Origin of the sequence: Mycobacterium canetti CIPT 140010059 (assembly GCF_000253375.1) — a bacterium.
Classification (GTDB): domain Bacteria; phylum Actinomycetota; class Actinomycetes; order Mycobacteriales; family Mycobacteriaceae; genus Mycobacterium; species Mycobacterium tuberculosis.
This window is the reverse complement of record NC_015848.1, coordinates 4,029,245-4,053,791: the sequence shown is the minus strand read 5'-3', so window position 1 is coordinate 4,053,791 and position 24,547 is coordinate 4,029,245. Positions and strand designations below refer to the sequence as shown.

The following is a 24,547-nucleotide window of genomic DNA, read 5'->3' as shown; positions in this document are numbered from 1 at the left end:
GTAGGTTAGCCTACAGGGCATGCAGGACGTCGAGGAGTTCCGGGCGGAGGTCCGCGGTTGGCTCGCCGACAATCTGGCCGGCGAATTCGCGGCACTTAAGGGCCTCGGCGGGCCGGGGCGCGAGCACGAAGCGTTCGAGGAACGCCGGGCGTGGAATCAGCGCCTGGCCGCCGCGGGGCTGACCTGCCTGGGCTGGCCGGAAGAACACGGCGGGCGGGGGCTCTCGACCGCGCACCGGGTGGCGTTCTACGAGGAATACGCCCGCGCCGACGCGCCGGACAAGGTCAACCACTTCGGCGAGGAACTGCTGGGGCCCACGCTGATCGCGTTCGGAACGCCGCAGCAGCAGCGGCGCTTCCTGCCGCGCATCCGCGACGTCACCGAGCTGTGGTGTCAGGGATATTCGGAGCCCGGCGCTGGCAGCGACCTGGCCAGCGTTGCGACCACCGCAGAACTCGACGGCGACGAGTGGGTGATCAACGGCCAGAAGGTGTGGACGTCGCTGGCGCACCTGTCGCAATGGTGCTTTGTGCTCGCACGCACCGAGAAGGGCTCGCAGCGCCACGCCGGCCTGTCGTATCTGCTGGTGCCGCTGGACCAGCCCGGCGTGCAGATCCGGCCGATCGTGCAGATCACCGGCACCGCGGAGTTCAACGAGGTGTTCTTCGACGACGCCCGCACCGACGCCGACCTGGTGGTCGGCGCACCGGGCGACGGCTGGCGGGTCGCGATGGCGACGCTGACCTTCGAGCGCGGCGTCTCGACGCTGGGTCAGCAGATCGTCTACGCCCGTGAGCTTTCCAATCTGGTCGAGCTGGCGCGGCGCACCGCCGCCGCGGATGACCCGCTGATCCGGGAGCGGCTGACCCGGGCGTGGACCGGGCTGCGCGCCATGCGCTCCTATGCTTTGGCCACCATGGAAGGGCCAGCCGTTGAGCAGCCCGGCCAGGACAATGTGTCAAAGTTGTTGTGGGCCAACTGGCATCGCAACCTGGGTGAGCTGGCCATGGACGTGATCGGCAAACCCGGAATGACCATGCCCGACGGCGAGTTCGACGAATGGCAGCGGCTATATCTATTCACCCGCGCCGACACCATCTACGGAGGATCCAACGAGATCCAGCGCAACATCATCGCCGAGCGGGTGCTCGGCCTGCCCCGGGAGGCCAAGGGATGAACCTGTCCGTAGCGCCGAAAGAGATTGCCGGACATGGACTTCTGGATGGCAAGGTGGTCGTCGTGACGGCGGCTGCGGGCACCGGCATCGGTTCGGCCACCGCGCGCCGTGCCCTGGCCGAGGGCGCCGATGTGATGATCTCCGACCACCACGAACGACGGCTAACCGAGACCGCGGCCGCGCTGTCCGCGCTGGGCCTGGGCCGGGTGGAGCATGTGGTGTGCGACGTGACGTCCACCGCCCAGGTCGACGCCCTGATCGACTCGACCACCGCCCGGATGGGCCGACTCGACGTGCTGGTCAACAACGCCGGGCTGGGCGGGCAGACGCCGGTGGCCGATATGACCGACGACGAGTGGGACCGCGTGTTAGACGTGAGCCTGACGTCGGTGTTCCGGGCCACCCGCGCAGCACTGCGCTACTTCCGCGACGCGCCGCACGGCGGGGTGATCGTCAACAACGCCAGCGTGCTGGGCTGGCGGGCCCAGCACTCGCAGTCGCACTATGCCGCCGCCAAGGCCGGGGTGATGGCGTTGACCCGGTGCAGCGCAATCGAAGCCGCCGAGTATGGGGTGCGGATCAACGCCGTCTCGCCCAGCATCGCCCGGCACAAGTTCCTGGACAAGACCGCCTCGGCCGAGCTGCTGGACCGGCTGGCGGCCGGCGAGGCGTTCGGCCGGGCCGCCGAGCCCTGGGAGGTGGCGGCCACCATCGCGTTTCTGGCCAGCGACTACTCGAGTTACCTGACTGGTGAGGTGATTTCGGTATCCTGCCAGCACCCGTGAGTGTCGCGCTACCCCAACAGCTGGCGCAGGTTGAACAACCCCGATATGGCGGTGCCCATGTTAAACAGGCCCGTGTTCAAGCCGCTCCGGACGGAGCCAAAGAGGGTGCCCGGGACGCCGATGTTGCCAATGCCCGAGGTCTGGCCGTTGATGACAGTGCCCCCGCTGGCCGTGTTGAAGAACCCGGAGACGTCGACGGCTAAGGGGCCGGTGGGGGTGTTGAAGAAGCCCGAGACGTCGGTGCCGGTGTTGCCGAAGCCCGAGTTGGTCAGGCCGCTGTCGGTAATGATCCCGAAACCGGTGTTCACATTGCCCGCATTCCACGAGCCGGTGTTGATGTTGCCCGAGTTCCCATTGCCGGTGTTGACGTTGCCGGAGTTGTCAAACCCCGTGTTGACGAAGCCCGCGTTTCCGAAGCCGGTGTTTAATTCACCCGCGTTCCCCAAGCCGGTGTTGAGGATGCTCGCGTTCCCGAAGCCGGTGTTGAGAACGCCCGCGTTCCCGAAGCCGATGTTGGCGTTGCCGGAATTCCCGACGCCCAGGTTGTTGAGGTCGCCAGGCACCAGGGTATTGGCTCCGGTGTTGAAGACGCCGATGTTGCCGCTGCCGGAGTTGAACAAGCCGATGTTGTTGGTGCCGGAGTTGCCGATGCCGATATTGCCGTTGCCGGAGTTCAGCAGCCCGGCCAGGTTGATGCCCATCTGATTGTTGCCGGTGAGCCCGATTCCGATGTTGTTGTTGCCGGTGTTGCCGAAGCCGAAGTTGTTGTTGCCGGTGTTGCCGCCACCGATGTTGCCGTTGCCGGTGTTGCCGCCGCCGGTGTTGGCGTCGCCGGTGTTGCCGAAGCCCATGTTGTTGTTGCCGATGTTGCCCAGGCCCACGTTGTTCTGGCCCGGCGTCGCCAAGAGGTTAACGTCTATGGGGCCCTGGTTGCCGAAGCCGATGTTTCCGGTGCCGACGTTGCCGGCGCCGAAGTTGTCGCTGCCTCGGTTGCCGCTGCCGATGTTGTTATTGCCGATGTTGCCGCCGCCGAGGTTGGAGCTGCCTTTGTTTCCGTTGCCGATGTTGCCGCTGCCGGTGTTGCCGCCGCCGAGGTTGGCGTTGCCCTGGTTGCCGATGCCCAGATTGGGCAGGGTGTTGAGGAACTGTTGCAGGCCGGCCGGCAACGGCAACTGCGCGGCGGCCTGCGAGGCCCCGGCGTGATAGCCGGTCATCGCCGCCACATCAGCGGCCCAGTATTCCTCGTAAAGGCTTTCAACGGCGGCGATCCACGGCGCGTTGAGCCCCAGCCAATTCGACCGAATCAACGCCAAGAACGCCTCACGGTTGGCCGCCACCGCGGCCGGAGGCACGATCGCGGCCTTGGCGGCCTCGAACACGCTGGCCACCGCCTTAGCCTGCCCGGCAGCCAGCTGGGCTTGAGCCGAGGCTGTGGTCAAAAAGCCCGCATACGGCGCCGCCGCGGCGGCCATCGCCGCCGACGCCGGGCCCTGCCACGCCTGCCCGGTTAACCCCGTGGTCACCGAGGAGAACGACGACGCGGCGGTTCCCAACTCCGCGGCCAGCCCGTCCCAGGCCGCCGCCGCCTGAAGCATCGGCGCCGAACCGGCACCCAGGTACATCCGCAACGAGTTGATCTCCGGCGGCAACACCGAAAAATGAGCCATGTTGACCTCCTCGTTACTGGCGCCGCCGCCGCACCAGGGTGATCGGCACGATCCGCGTACTCCGATTAGGCTATGACGACGCGCGGAAGAATATGCGCAATCCGCCAGAATGCCCAGAACGCTAGGCACTCTCCGCCGATACCCCAGATGTCTCCCGTGATCAGGTACTAAGCCCCTCGATCCTGCACCTGGGCCGGGCTGTGCGGGCAAGGCGTCCATCCAGCGCCAGCAACGTCGCATCTAATGCCCCGGTGAGCGAAGGGCGCATCCCTCGTACCGAATTCCCGGATTCCCACCCCATCGAGGTCGCAGCTGGCCGAGCAAGCGCTTGGTTGATAGTCTGGTCGGATGGATCGAGTGGCCGGTCAGGTCAATAGCCGGCGAGGCGAGTTGCTGGAGCTCGCGGCGGCGATGTTCGCCGAGCGCGGACTGCGCGCCACCACCGTGCGCGATATCGCCGACGGCGCCGGCATCCTATCCGGCAGCCTGTATCACCATTTCGCCTCCAAAGAGGAGATGGTCGATGAGCTGTTACGCGGTTTCCTCGATTGGCTCTTCGCCCGTTACCGCGACATCGTGGATAGCACGGCCAATCCGCTGGAGCGGCTGCAGGGCCTGTTCATGGCGTCGTTTGAGGCGATCGAGCATCATCACGCGCAAGTGGTGATCTACCAGGATGAAGCGCAACGGCTGGCGTCGCAACCCAGGTTTTCCTACATCGAGGACCGTAACAAGCAGCAGCGCAAGATGTGGGTGGACGTGCTCAACCAGGGCATCGAAGAGGGCTACTTCCGGCCCGACCTAGACGTCGACCTGGTCTACCGATTCATCCGTGACACCACCTGGGTGTCGGTGCGCTGGTATCGACCCGGTGGGCCGCTCACCGCCCAGCAGGTGGGCCAGCAATACCTAGCCATCGTGCTTGGCGGGATCACCAAAGAGGGAGTCTGAAATGCCCCGTGTCAACGACGATGCGGTGGGGGTACCACTCACTGGCAACGGGAGAGGAGCGGTTATGACAGAGGCGTACGTCATCGACGCCGTACGGACCGCGGTCGGCAAGCGGGGCGGCGCACTGGCCGGTATCCATCCCGTCGACCTGGGTGCCCTGGCCTGGCGCGGACTGCTGGACCGGACCGACATCGACCCCGCCGCCGTCGACGACGTGATCGCCGGATGTGTCGACGCCATCGGCGGACAGGCGGGCAACATCGCCCGACTGTCGTGGCTGGCCGCCGGCTATCCCGAAGAGGTCCCCGGTGTCACCGTGGACCGCCAGTGCGGATCCAGCCAGCAGGCGATTTCCTTTGGCGCGCAGGCGATCATGTCCGGCACGGCGGATGTCATCGTGGCCGGCGGCGTGCAGAACATGAGCCAGATCCCGATCTCGTCGGCGATGACCGTGGGCGAACAGTTCGGGTTCACCTCGCCGACCAACGAATCCAAGCAATGGTTACACCGGTATGGCGACCAGGAGATTTCACAGTTCCGTGGCTCGGAGCTGATCGCCGAGAAGTGGAACCTGTCCCGTGAAGAGATGGAGCGGTACTCGCTGACCAGCCACGAACGCGCGTTCGCGGCGATCCGCACCGGCCACTTCGAAAACGAAATCATCACTGTGGAAACCGAATCCGGGCCGTTCCGGGTTGATGAGGGCCCGCGGGAGTCGTCGCTGGAGAAGATGGCCGGCTTGCAGCCGCTGGTCGAGGGCGGCCGGCTGACGGCGGCGATGGCCAGTCAGATCTCCGACGGCGCCAGTGCAGTGTTGCTGGCCTCCGAGCGGGCCGTCAAAGACCATGGACTTAGGCCCCGTGCCCGCATCCACCACATCAGTGCGCGCGCCGCCGACCCGGTATTCATGCTGACCGGACCCATCCCCGCCACCCGGTACGCGCTGGACAAGACCGGGCTTGCCATCGACGACATCGACACCGTCGAGATCAACGAGGCGTTCGCGCCGGTAGTTATGGCCTGGCTCAAGGAAATCAAGGCCGACCCGGCGAAGGTCAACCCCAACGGCGGCGCGATCGCGCTGGGGCATCCGCTAGGCGCCACCGGCGCCAAACTGTTCACCACCATGCTGGGCGAGCTGGAGCGCATCGGTGGCCGCTACGGGCTGCAGACCATGTGCGAGGGCGGCGGCACCGCCAACGTCACCATTATCGAGCGGCTGTAGGCCTTCGTTGGCGCCGAGGGTGAATCTCACGACGGGTCGTCGGCGTGTCGCGTCGTGCGATTCACTGTCGGCGGGGTGTCGGTGGGTGATGCCAGGATGTGGCCATGGACGAACTTCCATGGCCCGTCCTGGGCTCGGAAGTGTTGGCCGCAAAGGCCATTCCGGAGCGGGCCATGAGACAGCTCTACGAGCCAGTCTACCCGGGCGTCTACGCCCCGGCCGGTGTGGAGCTGACGGCGCGCCAGCGCGCCCACGCGGCGTGGCTGTGGTCGCGGCGCCGCGCCGTCGTGGCCGGCAATTCGGCGGCGGCACTGCTTGGCGCGAAGTGGGTAAACCCAGCGCTTGACGCAGAGTTAGTGCACGCCAATCGAAAGCCTCCGCCGCGCATCGTCGTGCACACGGATCGATTGGCGCCGCACGAGACGGTTGCGGTTGACGGTGTCGTGGTAACCACCCCGGCGCGCACCGCCTTCGATATCGGGCGGCGCACACCCTCGCGGCTGCAGGCCGTTCAACGGCTGGACGCGTTGGCCAATTCGACCGATGTCAAGGTCGCCGACGTGCAGGCCGTCATTGCCGAACATACCGGTGCGCGCGGCCTGGTCCGCCTCCGTGCGGTGCTGCCGCTGATCGACGGGGGTGCGGAATCCCCACAGGAGACGTGGACCCGATTGGTGTTGATCGATGCCGGTCTGCCGAAGCCGCAAACACAGATCAGAGTGTTTGACGACTACGGGGACTTCGTCGCCCGCATCGACCTGGGCTACGAGCAATTGCGAGTCGGTGTCGAGTATGACGGGCCACAGCATTGGACAGACCCGGCGCAGCGGGCTCGGGACATCGAGCGGTCCACCGCGTTGCTGGATCTGGGCTGGACGATCATCAGGGTCACCAGTGAGCTGCTCCGGTACCGCCGGGGCACGTTCGTTGGCCGCGTCGATGCCGCGATGCGGGCGGCGGGATGGCGCCCATGAGCGCCGAGAGTGAACCACACGACGGCGAATCGGCGTGTCGCGTCGTCAGATTCACAGTCGGCGCAAGTATGGGGCGGCGCCACGAACCTAGGCGTCGTAGTCGACGGCGACGAATGGTGTCGTCGGGTGTGACTGGCAGGTCAGGATGTAGCCGGCATCCAGCTCCGCCTTCCGGAGGGCGAAGTTGTGGTCCATCTCGACGTTGCCCTCGATCAGTTTGGCTCGGCAGGTGCCGCATGCGCCGCCCATGCACGCATACGGCGCATCGCTGCGCAGCCCCAGCGCCCCTTCCAGAATCGAGTCGCCGGGCACCAGATCGAATGTCGCCCGCTGCCCGGACAGCGTGAAGGTGACGGTGGCTCCCGCATAGGAGGGACGGGTCGCCGGGGGCGTGTCGAACCCGTAGAACAACTCCAGGTGAATGCGCTCGGAGTCCACGCCGTGCTCGATCAGGGTCTCGCGCACCGCGGTGGCCATGGCGAGCGGGCCGCAGATGAACCATTCGTCCACACCGGCCGGCCGCAGGGTACTCGTCAGCCACCTGGTGAGTTTGTCTCGGTCGATGCGCCCGCGCAGCTCCGGGGTGTGCAGCGGCTCGCTGGAGAGCACGTGCAGGATTTCCAGCCGGTCGGCATAGCGCGACTCCAGACGATCCAGCTCGGCCCGAAACATCGTCGATTCCTTGGTGCGGTTGCCGTAGATCAGCGTGAATCGGCTTTCGGTCTCGATCTCCAGCGTGGTCGCCAGGATGGACAGCACCGGGGTGATCCCGCTGCCGGCCACCAGGCCCACATAGTGCTTGCGGTGCAACGGATCCAGCGGGGTGCCGAACCGGCCGGTCGGTGTCATCAGCTCGAGCACGTCGCCGGCCTTCAGTTCGTTGGCCGCGAACGTCGAAAACGCCCCGCCGGGAATGTGTTTGACGGCGATGCGCAGCTGGGCGCGGGTGGCCGGGGCGCAGATCGAGTAGTTGCGCCGGATGCCTTGGCCGCCCAGGTCGGTGCGCACCGTCACGTGCTGGCCCGGCTCGAATCGGAACGCGTCCCGCAATGCTTCCGGCACCGCGAAAGTCACCAGGGTGGCATCGGCGGTGATGGGATCCACCGACGCGACCGGGATGCGGTGCAGCACCGCGTGCGGCGAGCTGGAGCGGGCCGGCATCCGCACCGGCAGCAGTCGCGCGAGCCTGCCGTTGAGCTCCTTCCACTGCCGGTACTCGTCCGGATTCAGTTGCTGGCCAAAGACCGTGGAGATCGCGGCGTTGCGTTCCAGATACGCCTCCTCGTTGCGCCGCCAGGTGCGCAGGTACCGGTAGAACGGCACTGACGGGTGCAGGTGGTGCACCAAGTGGTAGTTCTGCGACAGCAGCACCGGGGTGAACAGCCACTCGGCGCCAACCCGGTTGCGGGTCGCGCGGTAGCGGTTGCTGCGCTGGGTGTCCTCCAGACCGTGGTGGGGCAGCCAGTCGAACCACCAGGCCAGCACGGTAAGGCCGATACGTTGCGGGATCAGGAAGACGATCGCCAGCGTCCAGAAGTTGCCGGTGACGATGGCGACGATCAGGCCGGTCAGGAACAGGGTCATCATCACCAGCGTCTCGGCGACCTCGGTGACCGGCCGGCTGCGGCCGCGAGGCAGGTAGTACTTGATGTAGAAGTACTCGACCATCGACCAGCGCAACGGCAGCACCCACAGCGAGCCGTGTGAGGCGAAGGTGTCCGGGTCTTGCTCGTCGTCGTTGGAATGGCGGTGGTGCTGGATGTGGATGTACCCGAAGGCCGGGAACGCGACCACCGGCCCGACGAAAAGCCACGCCAGCCGCCCGAACAGCCCGTTCACCCACCGGATGGAGCTGATCGAGTAATGCGATGCGTCATGCACGACGGTGAACATCACGAACGTGACCGCGGCGTTGACGGGGATCGTCACCCAGAACGGGATCCATCCGCTGATGTAAGCGGTCGTAGAACCGACGAACGCGGTGAGCGTGGCCAGGAAGATCCCGATCGTGGGCAGCGCGAGTCTGGGGACCGACTCACCGGGGTCCGGCAGAGGGTGGTGCGCGGCGGACTCTGGAGCCGCCTGGTCCATCTCGACGGTCGACATAGCTGCGATAGCGTACTCTGCTTGACACGCGTCAGTCACTCCACCAGCGCAGATGCGGTTTGTAAATGTGTGATGGCGTCAAGCACGATCGACTCGATCAGCTCTTTGCACGACGGTAGGTCGTCAAGAATGCCCGCTACCTGGCCCGATGCCAGCACCCCGGCCTCGGTGTTGCCGTCGACCAGGCCGGCTTTGAGCAGCATCGGGGTGTTTGCCGCCATCAGCACCTGTGACCAGGTCAATTCCTTGCCGTGGCGCATGGTCAGGCCGTCGCGGATCATCGACCGCCAGGTCATCTGCGACATCCGTCTAAACTTGCCGGCATTGCGCAGCGCGGCCGCGAAACCTCGTGCCCGCGAGCCGCTTTCCAGCTTCTCGACCAGCTCGGTGCGCAGCACCCGGTGCGGCATCCCGTCGACGCGGGTGGTGACCACGGTGCCGTCCAAGCCGGCCTGCAGGTAACGCCGTTTGACCGCGTCGGGCACGGTGGAATCCGAGGTGAGCAGAAACCGGGTGCCCATGGCCACCCCGGCGGCGCCGTAGCACAACGCCGCGGCTAGCCCGCGCCCGTCGAAGAAGCCGCCGGCGGCGATCACCGGGATGCCGGTGCCCGCCACGGCGTCCAGCACCGACGGCAACAGCAGCGTGGTGGCGACCGGCCCGGTGTGGCCGCCGCCCTCGCCGCCCTGCACGATCATCGCGTCGGCGCCCCAGGCCGCCACCTTGCGCGCATGTTTGGCCGCGCCGATCGACGGTATGACCACCGCGCCGGCTTCTTTGAGCCGGGCGATCAGCTGCTGTTTGGGTGCCAACGCGAACGAGGCCACCCGCACCCCCTCGCGGATCATCAACTCGACGCGGTCGCCCGCGTCGGCTGCGTCGGCGCGGATGTTCACCCCGAATGGCTTGTCGGTGACGGCCTTGACCTTTGTGATCGCCGCCGCCAGCTCGTCCAGCGTCATGGTGGCCGAGGCCAAGATGCCCAGCCCGCCCGCGTTGGCGGTGGCCGACACCAGCCGGGCACCGGCCACCCAGCCCATCCCGGTCTGCACCACCGGGTGCTCGATGCCGATGAGCTCGGTCAGCGGCGTACGCAGCCTCATAGCCACCGCCGACAATGCAGTGGGGGTACCACCCGCTTGCAGGGGACGAAGCGATGTGGGCGCACCTCCCGCTTGCGGGGGAGAGGAGGCGGAACAATCATGATCGTATCTCCCTGTCCCGCAACGACTTCGGATCGATTACCGCGCGGATCAGGTGCAGTTCGTCGTCGGTGGGCAGCCTGGTCTGCTCGGCCGCGTCGAGGTCATGCACCTCGAACGAGGTGGCGTCGCGGACGTCGCCGGGCGTCACCCCGGGGTGTAGGGATACCGCCCGCATGGAGTGGTCGGGGCCGCCGAAGTCGAACACGCCTAGGTTGGACACCACCCGGTAGACGTTGACGAACCGGAAGGCCGGATTGTCCGGATCCACCTTGTCGTAGCCGATGCCGGAGACCACATCGACGGCCTCGACAAAGACCCGCTTGCAGTGGTTGCCCACCCAGTAACTGGTGGCGTGGTTGATGGTGTTGCCCGGCGAGCCGCGGACGCCGAACATCTGCCGGGTCGGCCGCTGCAGCGGCCCGAACGCCGAGATGTTCTGATTGCCATAGCGGTCGACCTGATTGGCGCCCATCACCACGTGCCGGCGCCCCCAGGCCAGGGTTTCGAAAACCCGGCCGAACGGCATCCACCCCTCAATCCTGTTTGGGGCGCCCGTCTTGCCCAATGCCGGTGTGTCCGCGAGCAGCTGAGCCTCGCCGTCGGTCAGCAGAATGTCCGGCGCGAAGGTGAGCCGCGCCAGCCGCGCCCCTACCGAGGCCATGTTGGTCATGGGGCTGATCATGATTTCGCCTGCATCGCGGAACAACTCGGCGCAGGCGACGGCACACACTTCGGCTCGGGTGCTCACCGTGATGCTCCAAAGTTGTGCACCGCGGCCTGGTAGTCCGCTTCGGTGCCGGATAGGTAGGTGTGCACGAACTGCTGCCAACCCTCCTGTGTCGACGCCGCTTCGGCGTAGTGCCGCTGGAACTGCTCGTCGCGCCCGTAGTCCGGTGCGGCGGTGGTGAAGTGGGCGCCGCCGGGTGCTTCCACGATGGCGTCGACCATCATCCGGTTGACCAACAGCGCCTGCGGCGGCACCGATTTGACCAGTTCCTCGGTGGCGACGATGCGCTCCACCGACAGAAAGCGCCGCTCGGCGGCCATCAAGAAGAGATCGTCGAAGTAGGGGTCGATGCCGGTGTAGGCCGCATTGCCGTGGCTGTCACCGAGATTCAAGTGGGCGAAGGCGGCATCCAGGCGCAGTGCCGGCATGGCGATCAGTGTCTCGTACCCGCCGCCAGGCGCCGGATACGGCGACGTGACCGTCTGCAGCTCGCCTGCCCAGAACTGTGGTACCGAGCTGCCCAGCCCGGCGCGAATAGGCAGGAACGGCAGCCGTTGTGCCGCGGCCTGCAAACCGCAGCGCAGCATGCCCTCGTCCATCTCCCGGGCCTCGATCGCGCCGCTGGTGCGGGCGTGCGCGAACCACGGGTCGTAGAACGGCGGCGAGTCCAGCGAGACGAACCCGTAGTAGACCCGCTTGACCTTGCCCGCCGAGCACAGCAGCCCCAGGTCCGGCCCGCCGTAGGTGACCACCGTCAAATCGGTGACATCCGAGCGCAGGATGGCCCGCACGAACGCCATGGGCTTGCGCCGCGAGCCCCAGCCGGCGATGCCGATGGTCATGCCGCTGCGCAATTGCGCGACGGCGTCGTCAAGAGAGGTTCGTTTATCGGGCACTATGACTTCTTCACAAAGGCGTCGCGGTGCTCGTCGGCGACTCCGGCGAGGTTGAGCTCGAAGGTAAAACCTTGCTCCATCCGGTAACTCGCATTGACCCGTTGCACGTCGATGAAGTTCAGCGCCTCCTTGGCTGCGCGGATGACCCGGGTGTCTTTGGCGGCGATGTCGCGGGCCACCCGCAAAGCGGCCTCGTCCAGCTGATCGCGGGACACCACCTCGTGCACCGAGCCGAAGTGCTGCAAGGTGGCCGCGTCCACGGTGGCCGCCGTAAAGAACAGCCGTCGCATCAGGTGCTGGGGCACCAGCCGCGAGAGGTGGGTGGCCGCGCCCAGCGCGCCCCGTTCCACCTCGGGCAGGCCGAAGGTGGCGTCCTCGGAGGCCACGATGACGTCGGAGTTGCCGACCAGGCCGATGCCGCCGCCCACGCAGAATCCGTTCACGGCGGCGATCACCGGCACCGCGCACTCGTAGACGGCGCGGAATGCGGCGAAGCAGCCGCGGTTGGCGTCGATCAGCGCCGTGAAACCTTCGGTTCGTTGCATCTCTTTGATGTCCACCCCGGCGTTGAAGCCGCGCCCCTCGGCCCGCAGGATCACCGCGCGGGTGTCGGGGTTGGCGCCCGCGGCCGTCACCGCGTCGGCCAGGTCGAACCACGCTTTCGACGGGATGGCGTTGACCGGCGGGTAGTCGACGGTGACCGCGACGATGCCCGGTTCGGGCGTGGTGGAGGTGATCGGCATTGCACTCCTGCGGGTTCGCTACCTAAGCAAGCACTTGCTTGGTACGCTAGCACAGTGACTCTCGCCGAGGCAGCCGACGCCATCAATTTCGGGCTGGCCGGGCGGGTGGTTTTGGTCACCGGCGGTGTCCGCGGGGTAGGCGCGGGTATCAGCTCGGTATTCGCCGAACAGGGCGCGACCGTGATCACCTGCGCGCGACGAGCGGTCGACGGCCAACCGTATGAGTTCCACCGCTGCGACATCCGGGACGAGGACTCGGTCAAGCGCCTGGTCGGTGAGATCGGGGAGCGGCACGGCCGACTCGACATGCTGGTCAACAACGCGGGCGGCTCGCCATACGCGCTGGCCGCCGAGGCGACACACAACTTCCACCGAAAGATCGTCGAGCTCAATGTGCTTGCACCGCTGCTGGTTTCCCAGCACGCCAACGTGCTGATGCAAGCGCAGCCCAACGGTGGGTCGATCGTAAACATCTGTAGCGTCAGCGGTCGCCGTCCCACTCCCGGCACGGCGGCCTATGGCGCGGCCAAGGCAGGCCTGGAAAACCTGACCACCACGCTGGCGGTGGAATGGGCACCCAAGGTTCGGGTCAACGCCGTGGTGGTCGGCATGGTGGAAACCGAACGGTCCGAACTGTTCTACGGTGATGCCGAGTCGATCGCTCGCGTCGCCGCCACGGTGCCGTTGGGCCGGCTGGCACGACCTGCCGACATTGGTTGGGCTGCAGCGTTTTTGGCGTCCGATGCGGCGTCATATATCAGCGGGGCGACGCTCGAGGTGCACGGCGGCGGTGAGCCGCCGCCGTACCTGGGCGCCTCGAGTGCCAACAAGTGACGAGCAAAGGAGCAATGGGGTCATGGGCTTGGTCGACGGCCGGGTGGTCATCGTCACCGGAGCGGGTGGCGGCATCGGCCGCGCACATGCGTTGGCCTTCGCGGCCGAGGGTGCGCGCGTGGTGGTCAACGATATCGGTGTGGGCCTGGACGGTTCGCCGGCAAGCGGCGGCAGCGCAGCCCAAGACGTGGTCGACGAGATCCTTGCGGCCGGTGGCCAAGCCGTCGCCGACGGGTCGGACATCTCGGACTGGGACCAGGCGGCCAACCTGATCCAGGCCGCCGTCGAGACGTACGGTGGTGTGGACGTCCTGGTGAACAATGCCGGCATCGTGCGGGACCGGATGATCGCCAACACCAGCGAAGAGGAGTTCGACGCTGTCATCGCGGTGCACCTCAAGGGCCACTTCGCCACCATGCGGCACGCCGCGTCCCATTGGCGGGGACTGTCCAAGGCGGGCAAAGCCCCGAAAGACATTGACGCGCGGATCATCAACACCAGCTCTGGCGCGGGCCTCCAGGGCAGCGTGGGGCAGGGCAACTACAGCGCCGCCAAGGCCGGAATCGCGGCGCTGACGCTCGTCGGCGCCGCCGAAATGAGGCGGTACGGCGTGACCGTCAACGCGATCGCGCCGGCGGCGCGCACCCGCATGACCGAGACTGTGTTCGCGGAGATGATGGCCAAGCCGCAGGAGGGGTTCGACGCGATGGCCCCGGAGAACGTCTCACCCTTGGTGGTATGGCTGGGCAGTGCGGAGTCCCGCGATGTCACTGGGAAGGTATTCGAGGTCGAGGGCGGCATCATCCGGGTCGCCGAGGGCTGGGCGCATGGCCCGCAGGTGGACAAGGGCGTGAAATGGGATCCGGCCGAGCTGGGGCCCGTCGTCAGCGACCTGTTGGCCAAGTCGCGGCCGCCGGTTCCGGTCTATGGGGCCTAGTTATCTGCGCCGAGTGTGAACTCAGGGCGAGATTTCGGCCGTTTTCTCGCCCTGGCTTCACGTTCGGCGACGTTGGGAACGGTCAGGGTTCGCAGACCACGATCGGGATCGTGCGGTCGGTCCAGGACTGGTAGTCCTGATAACTTGGGTACATCGTGACCAACTGTGGCCAATATTCGGCGCGCTCCTCGTCGGTCGCGTCCCGCGCGGTAAGGTCCAGCACTTCCTTTTTGATCTGTACCTGAACCTTGGGGTTGGCCTTGAGGTTGAGGTACCACATCGGGTTCTTCTCCGCGCCGCCCTTGGAGGCCGCGACAATGACCCGCCCACCATCGCGCAGGAAGTAGAGCGGGTTGACCCGCGGCTGGCCGGTCTTGCGGCCGGTGGTGGTCAGCAGCGCGACCGGAATCTTCTGGAAGGTGCCGCCCAGACCCTCCCCGTCGTTGCGGCGGTACATCCAGGTATTAATCCGTGACATCCACTTGATAAAGAAGTCGCTGAGCGGCGAATTCAGAAACCGCGGCGGTGATTTCGGCATGACGCTGATCCTAGCGACCAAGGGTCGCCAAAGGCGCGGGTCCGCCTCGCTATCTAATCATCGGTCGCTTCATGTTGCAGTCACGCCGCACGGTGCCCTGCCGCAGCTAGGTTAAATCCGCTCGATGATGGTGCCGGTGGACAGGGCCCCGCCGGCGCACATGGTGATCAGCGCGAGGCTCTGGTCGGTGCGCTCGAGCTCGTGCAGGGCGGTGGTGATCAGCCGGCTGCCGGTGCAGCCCACCGGATGCCCCAGCGCGATCGCCCCGCCGTTGACGTTGACCCGGTCCATGTCGGGCTCGTGCACCCGCGCCCAGGACAGCACCACGGACGCGAACGCCTCGTTGATCTCGACGATGTCGATGTCGCCGATCTTCATGCCGGCCTTCTCCAGCACCTTCGCGGTGGACTGCACCGGGCCGTCCAGGTGGTAGTAGGGCTCGGCGCCGACGAGTGCCTGGGCGACGATCCGGGCCCGCGGGGTCAGGCCGTGCGCACGTGCCACGGCTTCGTCCATCCACAACACGGCTGCCGCGCCGTCGGAGATCTGCGACGACGTGCCCGCGGTGTGGATGCCGCCCTCGAGCACCGGTTTCAGCTCGCCTAGCCCCGCCATCGTGGTCTCGCGCAGGCCCTGGTCGCGAAAGACCAGGCGCCGCTCGCCGGTGGGCTGATTCTGCTCGTCGAGCACCGGCGCCTGGATCGGCGAGATCTCGCGGTCAAAGCGGCCCTCCGCCCAGGCCCGCTGCGCGCGTCGCTGCGACTCGAGCCCGAAGACATCCACGTCCTCGCGGGTGATGCCGCGCCGCTTGGCGATCCGCTCGGCGGCCTCGAACTGGTTCGGCAGGTCGATATCCCATGACTGCGCGCGGATCAGCGAGCGGTCCGGCCCGGCGTTGGCGCCCAGCCCGACCCGGCTCATCGCCTCGATGCCGCAGGCGATGCCGACATCGATGGCACCGGCCGCGATCAACCCGGCAATCAGATGGTTGGCCTGCTGGCCGCTGCCGCACTGGCAGTCGACGGTGGTGGCGCCGACGTGTTCGGGCAAACCGGCCGTCAGCCAGGCCACCCGGCTGATGTTGTTGGATTGCTCCCCGAACTGGGTCACGCAACCGCCGATGACCTGTTCGACGTCACCGGCGTGAAGGCCGGACTGGATGCCGGCCTTGTCGACCACCGCCTTTTGCACCGCGCCCAACAACTCGGTGGCATGCAGCCCCGACAGCCATCCGTTGCGTTTGCCGATGGGGCTGCGGGTGGCTTCAACGATGACCGGGTAACCCATGGGGCCAGGCTAGAACACGTTTCATTACTATGACAAGCAAGGTTGCTTCAATGCCTTTTGTCTGCGGTGAAGGCATGTTTTACTGGCAGAAGGTCCTCACTAGGACAGCTAGTGTCGTGGAATCACCAGTCAGTGGAGATTGCAGTAAGGAGAACTACCGTGCCCAGCCCCAATCTGCCGCCCGGGTTCGATTTCACCGACCCCGCAATCTACGCCGAACGGCTGCCGGTTGCCGAATTCGCCGAGCTGCGGTCCGCGGCGCCGATCTGGTGGAACGGGCAGGATCCTGGCAAGGGCGGCGGCTTTCACGACGGCGGTTTCTGGGCGATCACCAAACTCAACGACGTCAAAGAGATATCGCGGCATAGCGACGTGTTCTCCAGCTACGAAAACGGGGTGATCCCGCGATTCAAGAACGACATCGCGCGTGAGGACATCGAGGTTCAGCGCTTCGTCATGCTCAACATGGACGCGCCGCACCACACCCGGCTGCGCAAGATCATCTCTCGCGGCTTCACGCCACGTGCGGTCGGACGCCTGCATGACGAGCTCCAGGAGCGCGCCCAGAAGATCGCCGCGGAGGCGGCCGCCGCGGGTTCTGGAGACTTTGTCGAGCAGGTTTCCTGTGAGCTGCCATTGCAGGCGATCGCGGGCTTGCTGGGCGTGCCGCAGGAGGACCGCGGCAAGCTGTTCCACTGGTCAAACGAGATGACCGGCAACGAGGATCCGGAATACGCCCACATCGATCCGAAGGCGTCCTCGGCGGAGCTGATCGGCTATGCGATGAAGATGGCCGAGGAGAAGGCGAAGAACCCCGCCGACGACATCGTGACTCAGTTGATCCAAGCCGATATCGACGGCGAGAAGCTCTCCGACGACGAGTTCGGCTTCTTCGTGGTGATGCTGGCGGTGGCCGGTAACGAGACCACCCGCAACTCCATCACCCAGGGCATGATGGCGTTCGCTGAACACCCCGACCAGTGGGAGCTGTACAAGAAAGTGCGTCCGGAGACCGCGGCCGATGAGATCGTGCGCTGGGCAACCCCGGTCACCGCTTTTCAGCGCACCGCGCTGCGGGACTACGAGTTGTCCGGCGTACAGATTAAGAAGGGTCAGCGGGTGGTGATGTTCTACCGGTCGGCTAACTTCGACGAAGAGGTTTTCCAGGATCCGTTCACATTTAACATCCTGCGCAGCCCCAACCCGCACGTCGGCTTCGGCGGCACCGGCGCTCATTACTGCATCGGTGCGAATCTGGCCCGGATGACGATCAACCTAATCTTTAACGCCGTAGCCGACCACATGCCCGACCTCAAGCCGATCTCGGCGCCCGAGCGGCTGCGGTCCGGCTGGCTCAACGGCATTAAGCACTGGCAGGTCGACTACACCGGTAGATGCCCGGTTGCTCACTAATGGATTTCGATCCCACTGCGGAACAGCAAGCCGTCGCCGACGTGGTCACGTCGGTGTTGGAGCGGGACATCTCGTGGGAGGCGCTGGTCTGCGGTGGTGTGACGGCGCTGCCGGTGCCGGAACGTCTCGGCGGCGACGGCGTGGGCCTGTTCGAAGTCGGCGCGCTGCTCACCGAGGTGGGTCGCCACGGCGCCGTCACGCCGGCGCTGGCAACGCTGGGTCTTGGGGTGGTGCCGCTGCTCGAGCTGGCATCCGCCGAGCAACAGGACCGCTTCCTGGCCGGGGTGGCCAAGGGAGGAGTACTGACCGCCGCGCTCAACGAGCCCGGGGCGGCGCTGCCGGATCGGCCTGCCACTAGCTTTGTGGGTGGGCGGTTGTCGGGCACCAAAGTCGGTGTTGGCTACGCCGAACAGGCGGACTGGATGTTGGTGACCGCCGACAACGCCGTCGTGGTGGTGTCGCCGACGGCCGACGGTGTGCGCATGGTTCGTACGCCCACATCGAATGGTTCAGACGAGTATGTGATGACGATGGACGGCGTGGCGGTTGCCGACTGTGACATCCTGGCGGATGTAGCCGCGCACCGGGTCAATCAGCTAGCGCTGGCCGTCATGGGTGCATACGCCGACGGGCTGGTCGCCGGGGCGCTGCGGCTGACCGCCGACTACGTGGCGAACCGGAAGCAGTTCGGTAAGCCGCTGTCAACCTTCCAGACCGTGGCCGCGCAGCTCGCCGAGGTTTACATCGCCTCGCGCACCATTGACCTGGTGGCCAAGTCGGTGATCTGGAGACTGGCCGAGGATCTGGATGCGGGAGATGATCTGGGCGTCCTCGGGTACTGGGTGACATCGCAGGCGCCGCCGGCGATGCAAATCTGCCATCACCTGCACGGCGGCATGGGGATGGACGTCACGTATCCGATGCACCGCTACTACTCCACGATCAAGGACCTCACCCGGCTGCTGGGCGGGCCCTCGCATCGCCTTGAGCTCCTGGGAGCGCGATGTTCATTGACCTGACGCCGGAGCAGCGCCAGCTGCAAGCCGAGATACGGCAATACTTTTCGAATCTCATCTCGCCCGACGAGCGCACGGAGATGGAGAAAGACCGGCACGGCCCGGCCTACCGTGCGGTGATACGGCGCATGGGCCGGGACGGCAGGCTCGGTGTTGGGTGGCCGAAAGAGTTCGGCGGTCTGGGTTTTGGTCCGATCGAGCAGCAGATCTTCGTCAACGAGGCCCATCGCGCCGACGTGCCGCTGCCCGCGGTGACGCTGCAGACCGTCGGCCCCACGCTGCAGGCGCACGGCAGCGAGCTGCAGAAGAAGAAGTTCCTGCCGGCGATCCTGGCCGGTGAGGCGCACTTCGCGATCGGCTACACCGAGCCGGAAGCCGGCACCGACCTGGCGTCGTTGCGCACCACCGCCGTTCGCGACGGCGACCACTACATCGTCAACGGCCAGAAGGTCTTCACCACCGGCGCACACGACGCCGACTACATCTGGCTGGCCTGCCGCACCGACCCGAATGCCGCTAAGCACAAAGGCATTTCCATTCTGATCGTCGACACCAAGGATCCCGGCTATTCCTGGACGCCGATCATCTTGGCCGACGGCGCCCACCACACCAATGCCACGTACTACAACGACGTGCGCGTGCCGGTCGACATGCTGGTCGGAAAGGAGAACGACGGCTGGCGGCTGATCACCACTCAACTCAACAACGAACGGGTAATGCTCGGCCCGGCTGGGCGGTTCGCCAGCATCTACGACCGGGTGCACGCGTGGGCGTCCGTGCCGGGCGGCAACGGGGTGACGCCGATCGACCACGACGACGTCAAGCGGGCTCTTGGTGAGATTCGTGCGATCTGGCGGATCAACGAGTTGCTCAACTGGCAGGTAGCGTCCGCCGGTGAGGACATCAACATGGCCGATGCCGCGGCCACGAAAGTCTTTGGCACCGAGCGTGTTCAGCGTGCCGGCCGGCTCGCCGAGGAAATCGTTGGCAAGTACGGCAACCCCGCCGAACCCGACACCGCCGAGCTACTGCGCTGGCTGGACGCCCAGACCAAGCGCAACCTGGTGATCACCTTCGGCGGGGGTGTGAACGAAGTCATGCGCGAGATGATCGCCGCGTCTGGCCTCAAAGTGCCAAGGGTGCCCAGGTGACCGGGGTGAGCGACATTCAGGAAGCGGTTGCCCAGATCAAGGCGGCCGGGCCCAGCAAGCCGCGCCTGGCCCGTGACCCGGTGAACCAGCCGATGATCAACAACTGGGTGGAGGCCATCGGCGACCGCAACCCCATCTATGTGGACGACGCGGCGGCTCGCGCCGCCGGCCACCCCGGAATCGTCGCGCCACCGGCCATGATTCAGGTGTGGACCATGATGGGTCTGGGCGGAGTGCGTCCGAAGGACGATCCGCTGGGACCCATCATCAAGCTGTTCGACGACGCCGGCTACATCGGTGTGGTTGCCACCAACTGCGAGCAGACCTACCACCGCTACCTATTGCCCGGGGAGCAAGTCAGCATCAGCGCCGAGCTCGGTGACGTCGTCGGACCCAAGCAAACCGCGCTCGGCGAGGGCTGGTTCATCAACCAGCACATCGTATGGCAAGTCGGGGACGAGGACGTCGCAGAGATGAATTGGCGCATCCTCAAATTCAAGCCCGCGGGTTCTCCGAGCTCGGTGCCTGAGGATTTGGATCCCGACGCTATGATGCGTCCCTCGTCGTCGCGGGACACCGCGTTTTTCTGGGATGGAGTCAAGGCCCACGAATTGCGGATCCAGCGGCTTGCCGATGGCAGCCTGCGGCACCCACCGGTGCCGGCGGTGTGGCAAGACAAATCGGTGCCGATCAACTACGTCGTCTCCAGCGGTCGCGGCACGGTGTTCAGCTTCGTGGTGCATCACGCGCCGAAAGTTCCGGGTCGCACGGTGCCCTTCGTGATCGCGCTGGTGGAGCTCGAGGAAGGGGTACGCATGCTGGGCGAGCTGCGGGGGGCCGATCCGGCTCGTGTTGCGATCGGTATGCCGGTACGAGCGACCTATATCGATTTCCCCGACTGGAGCCTCTACGCGTGGGAGCCTGACGAATGACGGTTGTTGGTGCTGTGCTGCCTGAGCTGAAGCTCTACGGAGACCCGACGTTCATCGTCTCAACGGCGCTGGCTACCAGGGACTTCCAGGATGTGCATCATGATCGAGACAAGGCCGTCGCCCAGGGGTCGAAAGACATTTTCGTCAACATCCTCACCGACACCGGGCTGGTGCAACGCTACGTCACCGACTGGGCGGGCCCGTCGGCGCTGATCAAGTCGATTGGGCTGCGGCTGGGGGTGCCGTGGTACGCCTACGACACGGTGACGTTCTCCGGTGAGGTGACCGCGGTGAACGACGGCTTGATCACGGTAAAGGTGGTGGGCCGCAATACCCTTGGCGACCACGTGACCGCGACGGTGGAACTTTCGATGAGGGATTCGTAGTGTTATCGGGTCAGGCGGCCATCGTCGGTATCGGCGCCACCGACTTTTCGAAGAACTCCGGTCGAAGTGAGCTGCGGCTGGCGGCCGAGGCGGTGTTGGATGCGTTGGCCGATGCGGGCCTGAGCCCGACCGATGTCGACGGGCTGACCACGTTCACGATGGACACCAACACCGAAATCGCCGTGGCGCGTGCGGCCGGCATCGGCGAGCTGACGTTCTTCTCCAAGATCCACTACGGCGGTGGCGCCGCATGTGCGACCGTGCAGCACGCCGCTATGGCAGTGGCCACCGGGGTGGCTGACGTCGTGGTGGCGTATCGGGCATTCAACGAACGATCCGGCATGCGGTTCGGTCAGGTGCAAACTCGTTTGACCGAGAATGCCGACTCCACCGGGGTGGACAATTCGTTTTCGTATCCGCACGGGCTCTCCACGCCCGCCGCGCAAGTGGCGATGATCGCTCGCCGGTACATGCACCTGTCTGGTGCGACCAGCCGGGACTTCGGTGCTGTCTCGGTGGCCGACCGCAAGCATGCCGCCAACAACCCCAAGGCGTACTTCTACGGCAAGCCGATAACCATTGAGGACCACCAGAATTCGAGGTGGATCGCCGAGCCGCTGCGGCTGCTGGACTGCTGCCAGGAGACCGACGGCGCGGTCGCGATCGTGGTGACGTCAGCTGCGCGCGCACGGGACCTCAAGCAGCGCCCGGTGGTCATTGAGGCGGCTGCGCAGGGCTGCAGTCCAGACCAGTACACGATGGTCAGCTACTACCGGCCGGAACTCGACGGCCTGCCCGAGATGGGCCTGGTGGGCCGGCAGCTATGGGCGCAGTCGGGGCTGACGCCGGCCGATGTCCAGACCGCAGTCCTCTACGACCACTTCACGCCGTTTACCCTGATTCAGTTGGAGGAGTTGGGATTCTGCGGCAAGGGCGAAGCGAAAGACTTCATCGCCGACGGCGCGATCGAGGTGGGCGGGCGGCTGCCCATCAACACCCACGGCGGTCAACTCGGCGAAGCCTACATCCATGGCATGAACGGCATCGCGGAGGGGGTGCGGCAGCTGCGCGGCACCTCGGTGAACCCGGTGGCGGGCGTCGAGCATGTGCTCGTCACCGCGGGCACCGGGGTGCCTACGTCCGGGCTGATCCTGGGTTAACTACCACACCAGGTTGCCGTGGCTGAAATAAGGGCCGGCGGTGGGGGCGTACTGTGAGTAGCCCGCGTCGACGAGCGGCTTCAGCACGTTGTTCAGCCCGCCGACGATCCAGTCTGGGACACCGATCTGCTTCAGTGGCAACAGCAACGGCAGCGTGGGCGACGGAATCATGTACGTTGTCGTGGTTCCGCCCAGTGAACTCGTGACAGCGGCGATCTCTATCCCCTGTTGTGGTGCGGCGTAGGCGGTCAGATCGTGAAAGTAAGCCGCGCCCATCAGTGCGTTGGCGCCGGCCAACAGGTTCCACGGACGGTCGGGCGGATCGGCCCAGATATCGTACTGGCTATAAACCACGCTGGTGTTGTACTGGCTCTCGGGCGCATTCCCCACGGTGTACCCCGCGATTGGAATGGTGGTGCCAACGGGCAGGTAGGTCTGGGCAAGACCGCGTTCCGGGCCGGCGAGCTCGACGAATGTGAGCGCGCTCGAGGGTGGCGCGTTGGGGTCGGTGGCCAGATAGGCAAGTTCGCGGTCGATGACCATGCTGCCCATCGACAGTCCGGCCACCGTCACCGGCTGACCGGAGGCCGTGGCGGCCAGGATCTCGTTGTGCAACATCTGCTGACCGATAGCGATGGACTGGTTGGCATCGACGGCGCCAAGAGAGCCGCTAAGGACCCCGATGGTGGCCGGATAGCTCACCACTTCTGGCGTGGTGCCCGGAAACCAGTTCGTGCCGATCGCGGTGTTCAGCTCGGCATAACGCGCCGCCAGTAGCCTTCCGATGAACGGCAGTAACGTCGCTGCATGCACCGGAGATGCGCCGGGGACGGTAATGCGTGTCGTCGTTGAACTCGGGTTAGCGAGTTCCGTGTTTGTGCTGTCGGAGTGTTCGCCGCCCAACCGCCTGGGCAGCTCATGTAGCAACTGCTGCCACGGCCGCAACCGCGCCCCGACCGCCGAGGCCACCGCATGGTAGTTCAACATCGCGACAACATCCTGAGCCCACATCTGCTCGTAGATGGCCTCGGCGGCCGCAATCGCCGGGGTGTTCTGCCCGAACACATTCGACCCCGCCAACCAGGCCACGAGGGTGCGGTTCGCCGCGACCAGCGCCGGGTGCACGGTTGCGGCGAACGCCGCTTCATAGGCCAGCGCCATCGTCTGAGCCTGGCTGGCTGCTCCCTCTGCCTGGGTGGCCGCCGCGGCCAGCCACCCCGTATGGCGGGCGGCCAGCGCCGCCATCATCCGAGACGACGGCCCTTGCCACCAACGGTCCGCCAGGCCGGAGCACACCGACTCGAACGAGGCCGCCGCCAACCACAGTTCGGCGGCCAACTCATCCCAGGCCGCCGCGGCCGCCGATAGCGACCCGGGCCCCCCACCCGCGTACATCCGGGCCGAATTCACCTCTGGTGACAACGTCAAGAAATCCGCCATGACAACATCCCGCCGGCTCGGCCCAACCGCCGCGCCACCACTGCGACGGCCCCGTCACCGCAGACCATAGCAGCAATGTCATGTCGACTTCGGCGAAATCCGCAGTCTCACCAAACCTTTAGCGCCGACCGCACCGCTATGCCGGCACCAGCTCCACTCCGCTGAGCACCACAGCGTTGTCACGGGTGGGTGCGACGACACTGGCCACCAGGCGGCGGCCGTCCTTCCACACGTTGACCGTGAGCGTCTCGCCCGGGTACGCCACGCCAGCAAAGCGTGCGCCGTAGCCGGCCACGGCCGTCGCATCGGAGTCCAGCAATGCATCGACGATCGCCTTGCAGGTCATCCCATAGGTGCACAGGCCATGCAGAATAGGCCGGGGAAAGCCTGCGGCAGCGGCGAATTCGGGATCCGAGTGCAGCGGGTTGCGGTCGCCGCAGAGCCGGTAGAGCAGCGCTTGCTGCGGCAGAATCGGCATCGCGACCTGCAGATCGGGCGCCCGCTCCGGCGCGACATCTGATCCCGACGGCCCGCGCTTGCCGCCGAATCCGCCTTCGCCACGGGCATAGATCGACCGCTTCTGCGTCCACAGCAGCAAGCCGTCCGGTGTGGTCGCCGTCGTTTCGCTGCAGATTACCGCGGCTTTGCCCTTGTCCCAGATGTCGGTGAACCGGGTGACCGCCCTGGCCGAACCCGACGGCGGCAGCGGGGCGGGAACCTCGACTCGCTCGCTGGCGTGCAGCACCTTGCTGAGCTCGATATCGATGCCCGGAAACTGGACGGTCGGTGGTGTGGTGAGGTGGAAGGTGGCCGCGACGTTGCCGAACGTCGGCAACACCTGCGGTGTATCGTCCGCCAGATAACTCAGCTCACGGGGGTTCATCGGATCAGAGCCGGCGCCCAGTCCCAGCTGGTAGAGCTGCACATCGGTACTGGTCCAAGAGAATTCGACGGGCGGTAGCTGTGCACCCAGCGCGACGTCCAAGTCGATGGGCAT

At 66.1% G+C, this 24,547-nt stretch carries 23 protein-coding genes; 13 read left to right on the top strand and 10 right to left on the bottom strand.

Features of this window, described 5'->3' with window-relative positions; translation table 11 throughout:
* The first annotated feature begins 19 nt into the window (after nucleotides 1-19).
* Nucleotides 20-1,177: an acyl-CoA dehydrogenase IpdE1 gene (gene ipdE1 / locus MCAN_RS18745; RefSeq protein ID WP_014001805.1), complete on the top strand. Its 1,158-nt coding sequence runs from the start codon at nucleotides 20-22 to the stop codon at nucleotides 1,175-1,177.
* Nucleotides 1,174-1,962 (top strand): (5R,7aS)-5-hydroxy-7a-methyl-1-oxo-2,3,5,6,7,7a-hexahydro-1H-indene-carboxyl-CoA reductase, encoded by a 789-nt coding sequence (gene ipdF / locus MCAN_RS18740; RefSeq protein WP_014001804.1) that lies wholly within the window; start codon nucleotides 1,174-1,176, stop codon nucleotides 1,960-1,962. The genes ipdE1 and ipdF overlap by 4 nt, the downstream gene beginning before the upstream one ends.
* 8 nt (nucleotides 1,963-1,970) lie before the next feature.
* Here the strand turns inward: ipdF and MCAN_RS18735 are convergent, their stop codons facing one another.
* Complete coding sequence (locus MCAN_RS18735; RefSeq protein WP_014001803.1) at nucleotides 1,971-3,629, bottom strand: PPE family protein; 1,659 nt, start codon at nucleotides 3,627-3,629, stop codon at nucleotides 1,971-1,973.
* A 348-nt stretch (nucleotides 3,630-3,977) separates the two neighbouring features.
* Between MCAN_RS18735 and kstR2 the strand changes: the two genes are divergently transcribed.
* From kstR2 to MCAN_RS18720, 3 genes are all read left to right on the top strand, one after another.
* Nucleotides 3,978-4,580: a TetR family transcriptional regulator KstR2 gene (kstR2, locus tag MCAN_RS18730; protein ID WP_003419329.1), complete on the top strand. Its 603-nt coding sequence runs from the start codon at nucleotides 3,978-3,980 to the stop codon at nucleotides 4,578-4,580.
* A gap of 64 nt (nucleotides 4,581-4,644) precedes the next feature.
* Nucleotides 4,645-5,805, top strand: coding sequence for a steroid 3-ketoacyl-CoA thiolase FadA6 (gene fadA6 / locus MCAN_RS18725; RefSeq protein ID WP_014001802.1), 1,161 nt, complete (start codon nucleotides 4,645-4,647; stop codon nucleotides 5,803-5,805).
* Nucleotides 5,806-5,909: 104 nt separating this feature from the next.
* A complete protein-coding gene (locus MCAN_RS18720; protein WP_014001801.1) occupies nucleotides 5,910-6,779 on the top strand; it encodes a DUF559 domain-containing protein in 870 nt (289 codons plus the stop codon).
* A gap of 87 nt (nucleotides 6,780-6,866) precedes the next feature.
* On the opposite strand, the gene MCAN_RS18715 is transcribed toward MCAN_RS18720, so the two are convergent.
* The 5 genes from MCAN_RS18715 to echA20 form a co-directional block, all read right to left on the bottom strand.
* On the bottom strand, nucleotides 6,867-8,924 hold the full coding sequence (locus MCAN_RS18715) for a fatty acid desaturase (RefSeq protein ID WP_014001800.1): 2,058 nt from the start codon (nucleotides 8,922-8,924) through the stop codon (nucleotides 6,867-6,869).
* Nucleotides 8,921-9,988: a (3aS,4S,5R,7aS)-5-hydroxy-7a-methyl-1-oxo-octahydro-1H-indene-4-carboxyl-CoA dehydrogenase gene (gene ipdC / locus MCAN_RS18710; RefSeq protein WP_003419324.1), complete on the bottom strand. Its 1,068-nt coding sequence runs from the start codon at nucleotides 9,986-9,988 to the stop codon at nucleotides 8,921-8,923. The genes MCAN_RS18715 and ipdC overlap by 4 nt, the downstream gene beginning before the upstream one ends.
* Nucleotides 9,989-10,085: 97 nt before the next feature.
* Nucleotides 10,086-10,838, bottom strand: coding sequence for a cholesterol ring-cleaving hydrolase subunit IpdB (gene ipdB / locus MCAN_RS18705; protein ID WP_003419321.1), 753 nt, complete (start codon nucleotides 10,836-10,838; stop codon nucleotides 10,086-10,088).
* Entirely contained in the window at nucleotides 10,835-11,713 is an 879-nt protein-coding gene (ipdA, locus tag MCAN_RS18700; protein WP_014001799.1) for a cholesterol ring-cleaving hydrolase subunit IpdA, read from the bottom strand. The genes ipdB and ipdA overlap by 4 nt, the downstream gene beginning before the upstream one ends.
* Complete coding sequence (gene echA20, locus MCAN_RS18695; RefSeq protein WP_014001798.1) at nucleotides 11,713-12,456, bottom strand: (7aS)-7a-methyl-1,5-dioxo-2,3,5,6,7,7a-hexahydro-1H-indene-carboxyl-CoA hydrolase; 744 nt, start codon at nucleotides 12,454-12,456, stop codon at nucleotides 11,713-11,715. The genes ipdA and echA20 overlap by 1 nt, the downstream gene beginning before the upstream one ends.
* Nucleotides 12,457-12,510: 54 nt before the next feature.
* Here echA20 and MCAN_RS18690 point away from each other — a divergent pair, with 54 nt between their 5' ends.
* Complete coding sequence (locus MCAN_RS18690) at nucleotides 12,511-13,290, top strand: SDR family oxidoreductase (protein ID WP_003419313.1); 780 nt, start codon at nucleotides 12,511-12,513, stop codon at nucleotides 13,288-13,290.
* A gap of 22 nt (nucleotides 13,291-13,312) precedes the next feature.
* Nucleotides 13,313-14,227, top strand: a complete 915-nt coding sequence (locus tag MCAN_RS18685) for an SDR family oxidoreductase (RefSeq protein ID WP_003900711.1) — start codon at nucleotides 13,313-13,315, stop codon at nucleotides 14,225-14,227.
* A gap of 82 nt (nucleotides 14,228-14,309) precedes the next feature.
* Here the strand turns inward: MCAN_RS18685 and ddn are convergent, their stop codons facing one another.
* Together ddn and MCAN_RS18675 are read right to left on the bottom strand one after the other, a co-directional pair.
* Nucleotides 14,310-14,765, bottom strand: a complete 456-nt coding sequence (gene ddn, locus MCAN_RS18680; protein WP_003419309.1) for a deazaflavin-dependent nitroreductase Ddn — start codon at nucleotides 14,763-14,765, stop codon at nucleotides 14,310-14,312.
* 111 nt (nucleotides 14,766-14,876) lie between these two features.
* The gene (locus MCAN_RS18675) at nucleotides 14,877-16,052 is read right to left on the bottom strand and encodes a steroid 3-ketoacyl-CoA thiolase (protein ID WP_003419307.1); all 1,176 of its coding nucleotides are present in this window, start codon (nucleotides 16,050-16,052) and stop codon (nucleotides 14,877-14,879) included.
* Nucleotides 16,053-16,211: 159 nt separating this feature from the next.
* On the opposite strand from MCAN_RS18675, the gene cyp125 reads away from it, so the two are divergent.
* Genes cyp125 through MCAN_RS18645 form a run of 6 tightly spaced genes read left to right on the top strand, consistent with a single transcriptional unit; the run spans nucleotide 16,212 to nucleotide 22,110 of the window.
* Complete coding sequence (cyp125, locus tag MCAN_RS18670; protein ID WP_041180163.1) at nucleotides 16,212-17,465, top strand: steroid C26-monooxygenase Cyp125; 1,254 nt, start codon at nucleotides 16,212-16,214, stop codon at nucleotides 17,463-17,465.
* Entirely contained in the window at nucleotides 17,465-18,484 is a 1,020-nt protein-coding gene (gene fadE28, locus MCAN_RS18665; protein ID WP_003419299.1) for an acyl-CoA dehydrogenase FadE28, read from the top strand. Before cyp125 ends, fadE28 begins: the two co-directional genes overlap by 1 nt.
* Complete coding sequence (gene fadE29, locus MCAN_RS18660; protein WP_003419296.1) at nucleotides 18,469-19,632, top strand: acyl-CoA dehydrogenase FadE29; 1,164 nt, start codon at nucleotides 18,469-18,471, stop codon at nucleotides 19,630-19,632. Before fadE28 ends, fadE29 begins: the two co-directional genes overlap by 16 nt.
* Nucleotides 19,629-20,564, top strand: a complete 936-nt coding sequence (chsH2, locus tag MCAN_RS18655) for a 3-oxo-23,24-bisnorchol-4,17(20)-dien-22-oyl-CoA hydratase subunit alpha ChsH2 (RefSeq protein ID WP_014001796.1) — start codon at nucleotides 19,629-19,631, stop codon at nucleotides 20,562-20,564. The genes fadE29 and chsH2 overlap by 4 nt, the downstream gene beginning before the upstream one ends.
* Complete coding sequence (gene chsH1, locus MCAN_RS18650) at nucleotides 20,561-20,950, top strand: 3-oxo-23,24-bisnorchol-4,17(20)-dien-22-oyl-CoA hydratase subunit beta ChsH1 (protein WP_003419290.1); 390 nt, start codon at nucleotides 20,561-20,563, stop codon at nucleotides 20,948-20,950. The genes chsH2 and chsH1 overlap by 4 nt, the downstream gene beginning before the upstream one ends.
* Nucleotides 20,950-22,110: a lipid-transfer protein gene (locus tag MCAN_RS18645; RefSeq protein WP_003419287.1), complete on the top strand. Its 1,161-nt coding sequence runs from the start codon at nucleotides 20,950-20,952 to the stop codon at nucleotides 22,108-22,110. The genes chsH1 and MCAN_RS18645 overlap by 1 nt, the downstream gene beginning before the upstream one ends.
* Here the strand turns inward: MCAN_RS18645 and MCAN_RS18640 are convergent, their stop codons facing one another.
* On the bottom strand, nucleotides 22,111-23,550 hold the full coding sequence (locus tag MCAN_RS18640; protein ID WP_014001795.1) for a PPE family protein: 1,440 nt from the start codon (nucleotides 23,548-23,550) through the stop codon (nucleotides 22,111-22,113).
* 136 nt (nucleotides 23,551-23,686) lie between these two features.
* The gene (locus MCAN_RS18635; RefSeq protein ID WP_003419285.1) at nucleotides 23,687-24,547 is read right to left on the bottom strand and encodes a dehydrogenase; all 861 of its coding nucleotides are present in this window, start codon (nucleotides 24,545-24,547) and stop codon (nucleotides 23,687-23,689) included.

Coding starts and splice junctions, on each gene's coding strand:
- fadE28 (WP_003419299.1), top strand. CDS start 17,465: ATGGATTTCGATCCCACTGCGGAACAGCAAGCCGTCGCCGACGTGGTC.
- ddn (WP_003419309.1), bottom strand. CDS start 14,765: ATGCCGAAATCACCGCCGCGGTTTCTGAATTCGCCGCTCAGCGACTTC.
- MCAN_RS18685 (WP_003900711.1), top strand. CDS start 13,313: ATGGGCTTGGTCGACGGCCGGGTGGTCATCGTCACCGGAGCGGGTGGC.
- MCAN_RS18735 (WP_014001803.1), bottom strand. CDS start 3,629: ATGGCTCATTTTTCGGTGTTGCCGCCGGAGATCAACTCGTTGCGGATG.
- MCAN_RS18640 (WP_014001795.1), bottom strand. CDS start 23,550: ATGGCGGATTTCTTGACGTTGTCACCAGAGGTGAATTCGGCCCGGATG.
- MCAN_RS18720 (WP_014001801.1), top strand. CDS start 5,910: ATGGACGAACTTCCATGGCCCGTCCTGGGCTCGGAAGTGTTGGCCGCA.
- echA20 (WP_014001798.1), bottom strand. CDS start 12,456: ATGCCGATCACCTCCACCACGCCCGAACCGGGCATCGTCGCGGTCACC.
- fadE29 (WP_003419296.1), top strand. CDS start 18,469: ATGTTCATTGACCTGACGCCGGAGCAGCGCCAGCTGCAAGCCGAGATA.
- MCAN_RS18675 (WP_003419307.1), bottom strand. CDS start 16,052: ATGGGTTACCCGGTCATCGTTGAAGCCACCCGCAGCCCCATCGGCAAA.
- kstR2 (WP_003419329.1), top strand. CDS start 3,978: ATGGATCGAGTGGCCGGTCAGGTCAATAGCCGGCGAGGCGAGTTGCTG.
- chsH1 (WP_003419290.1), top strand. CDS start 20,561: ATGACGGTTGTTGGTGCTGTGCTGCCTGAGCTGAAGCTCTACGGAGAC.
- ipdE1 (WP_014001805.1), top strand. CDS start 20: ATGCAGGACGTCGAGGAGTTCCGGGCGGAGGTCCGCGGTTGGCTCGCC.
- fadA6 (WP_014001802.1), top strand. CDS start 4,645: ATGACAGAGGCGTACGTCATCGACGCCGTACGGACCGCGGTCGGCAAG.
- ipdF (WP_014001804.1), top strand. CDS start 1,174: ATGAACCTGTCCGTAGCGCCGAAAGAGATTGCCGGACATGGACTTCTG.
- ipdC (WP_003419324.1), bottom strand. CDS start 9,988: ATGAGGCTGCGTACGCCGCTGACCGAGCTCATCGGCATCGAGCACCCG.
- MCAN_RS18635 (WP_003419285.1), bottom strand. CDS start 24,547: ATGCCCATCGACTTGGACGTCGCGCTGGGTGCACAGCTACCGCCCGTC.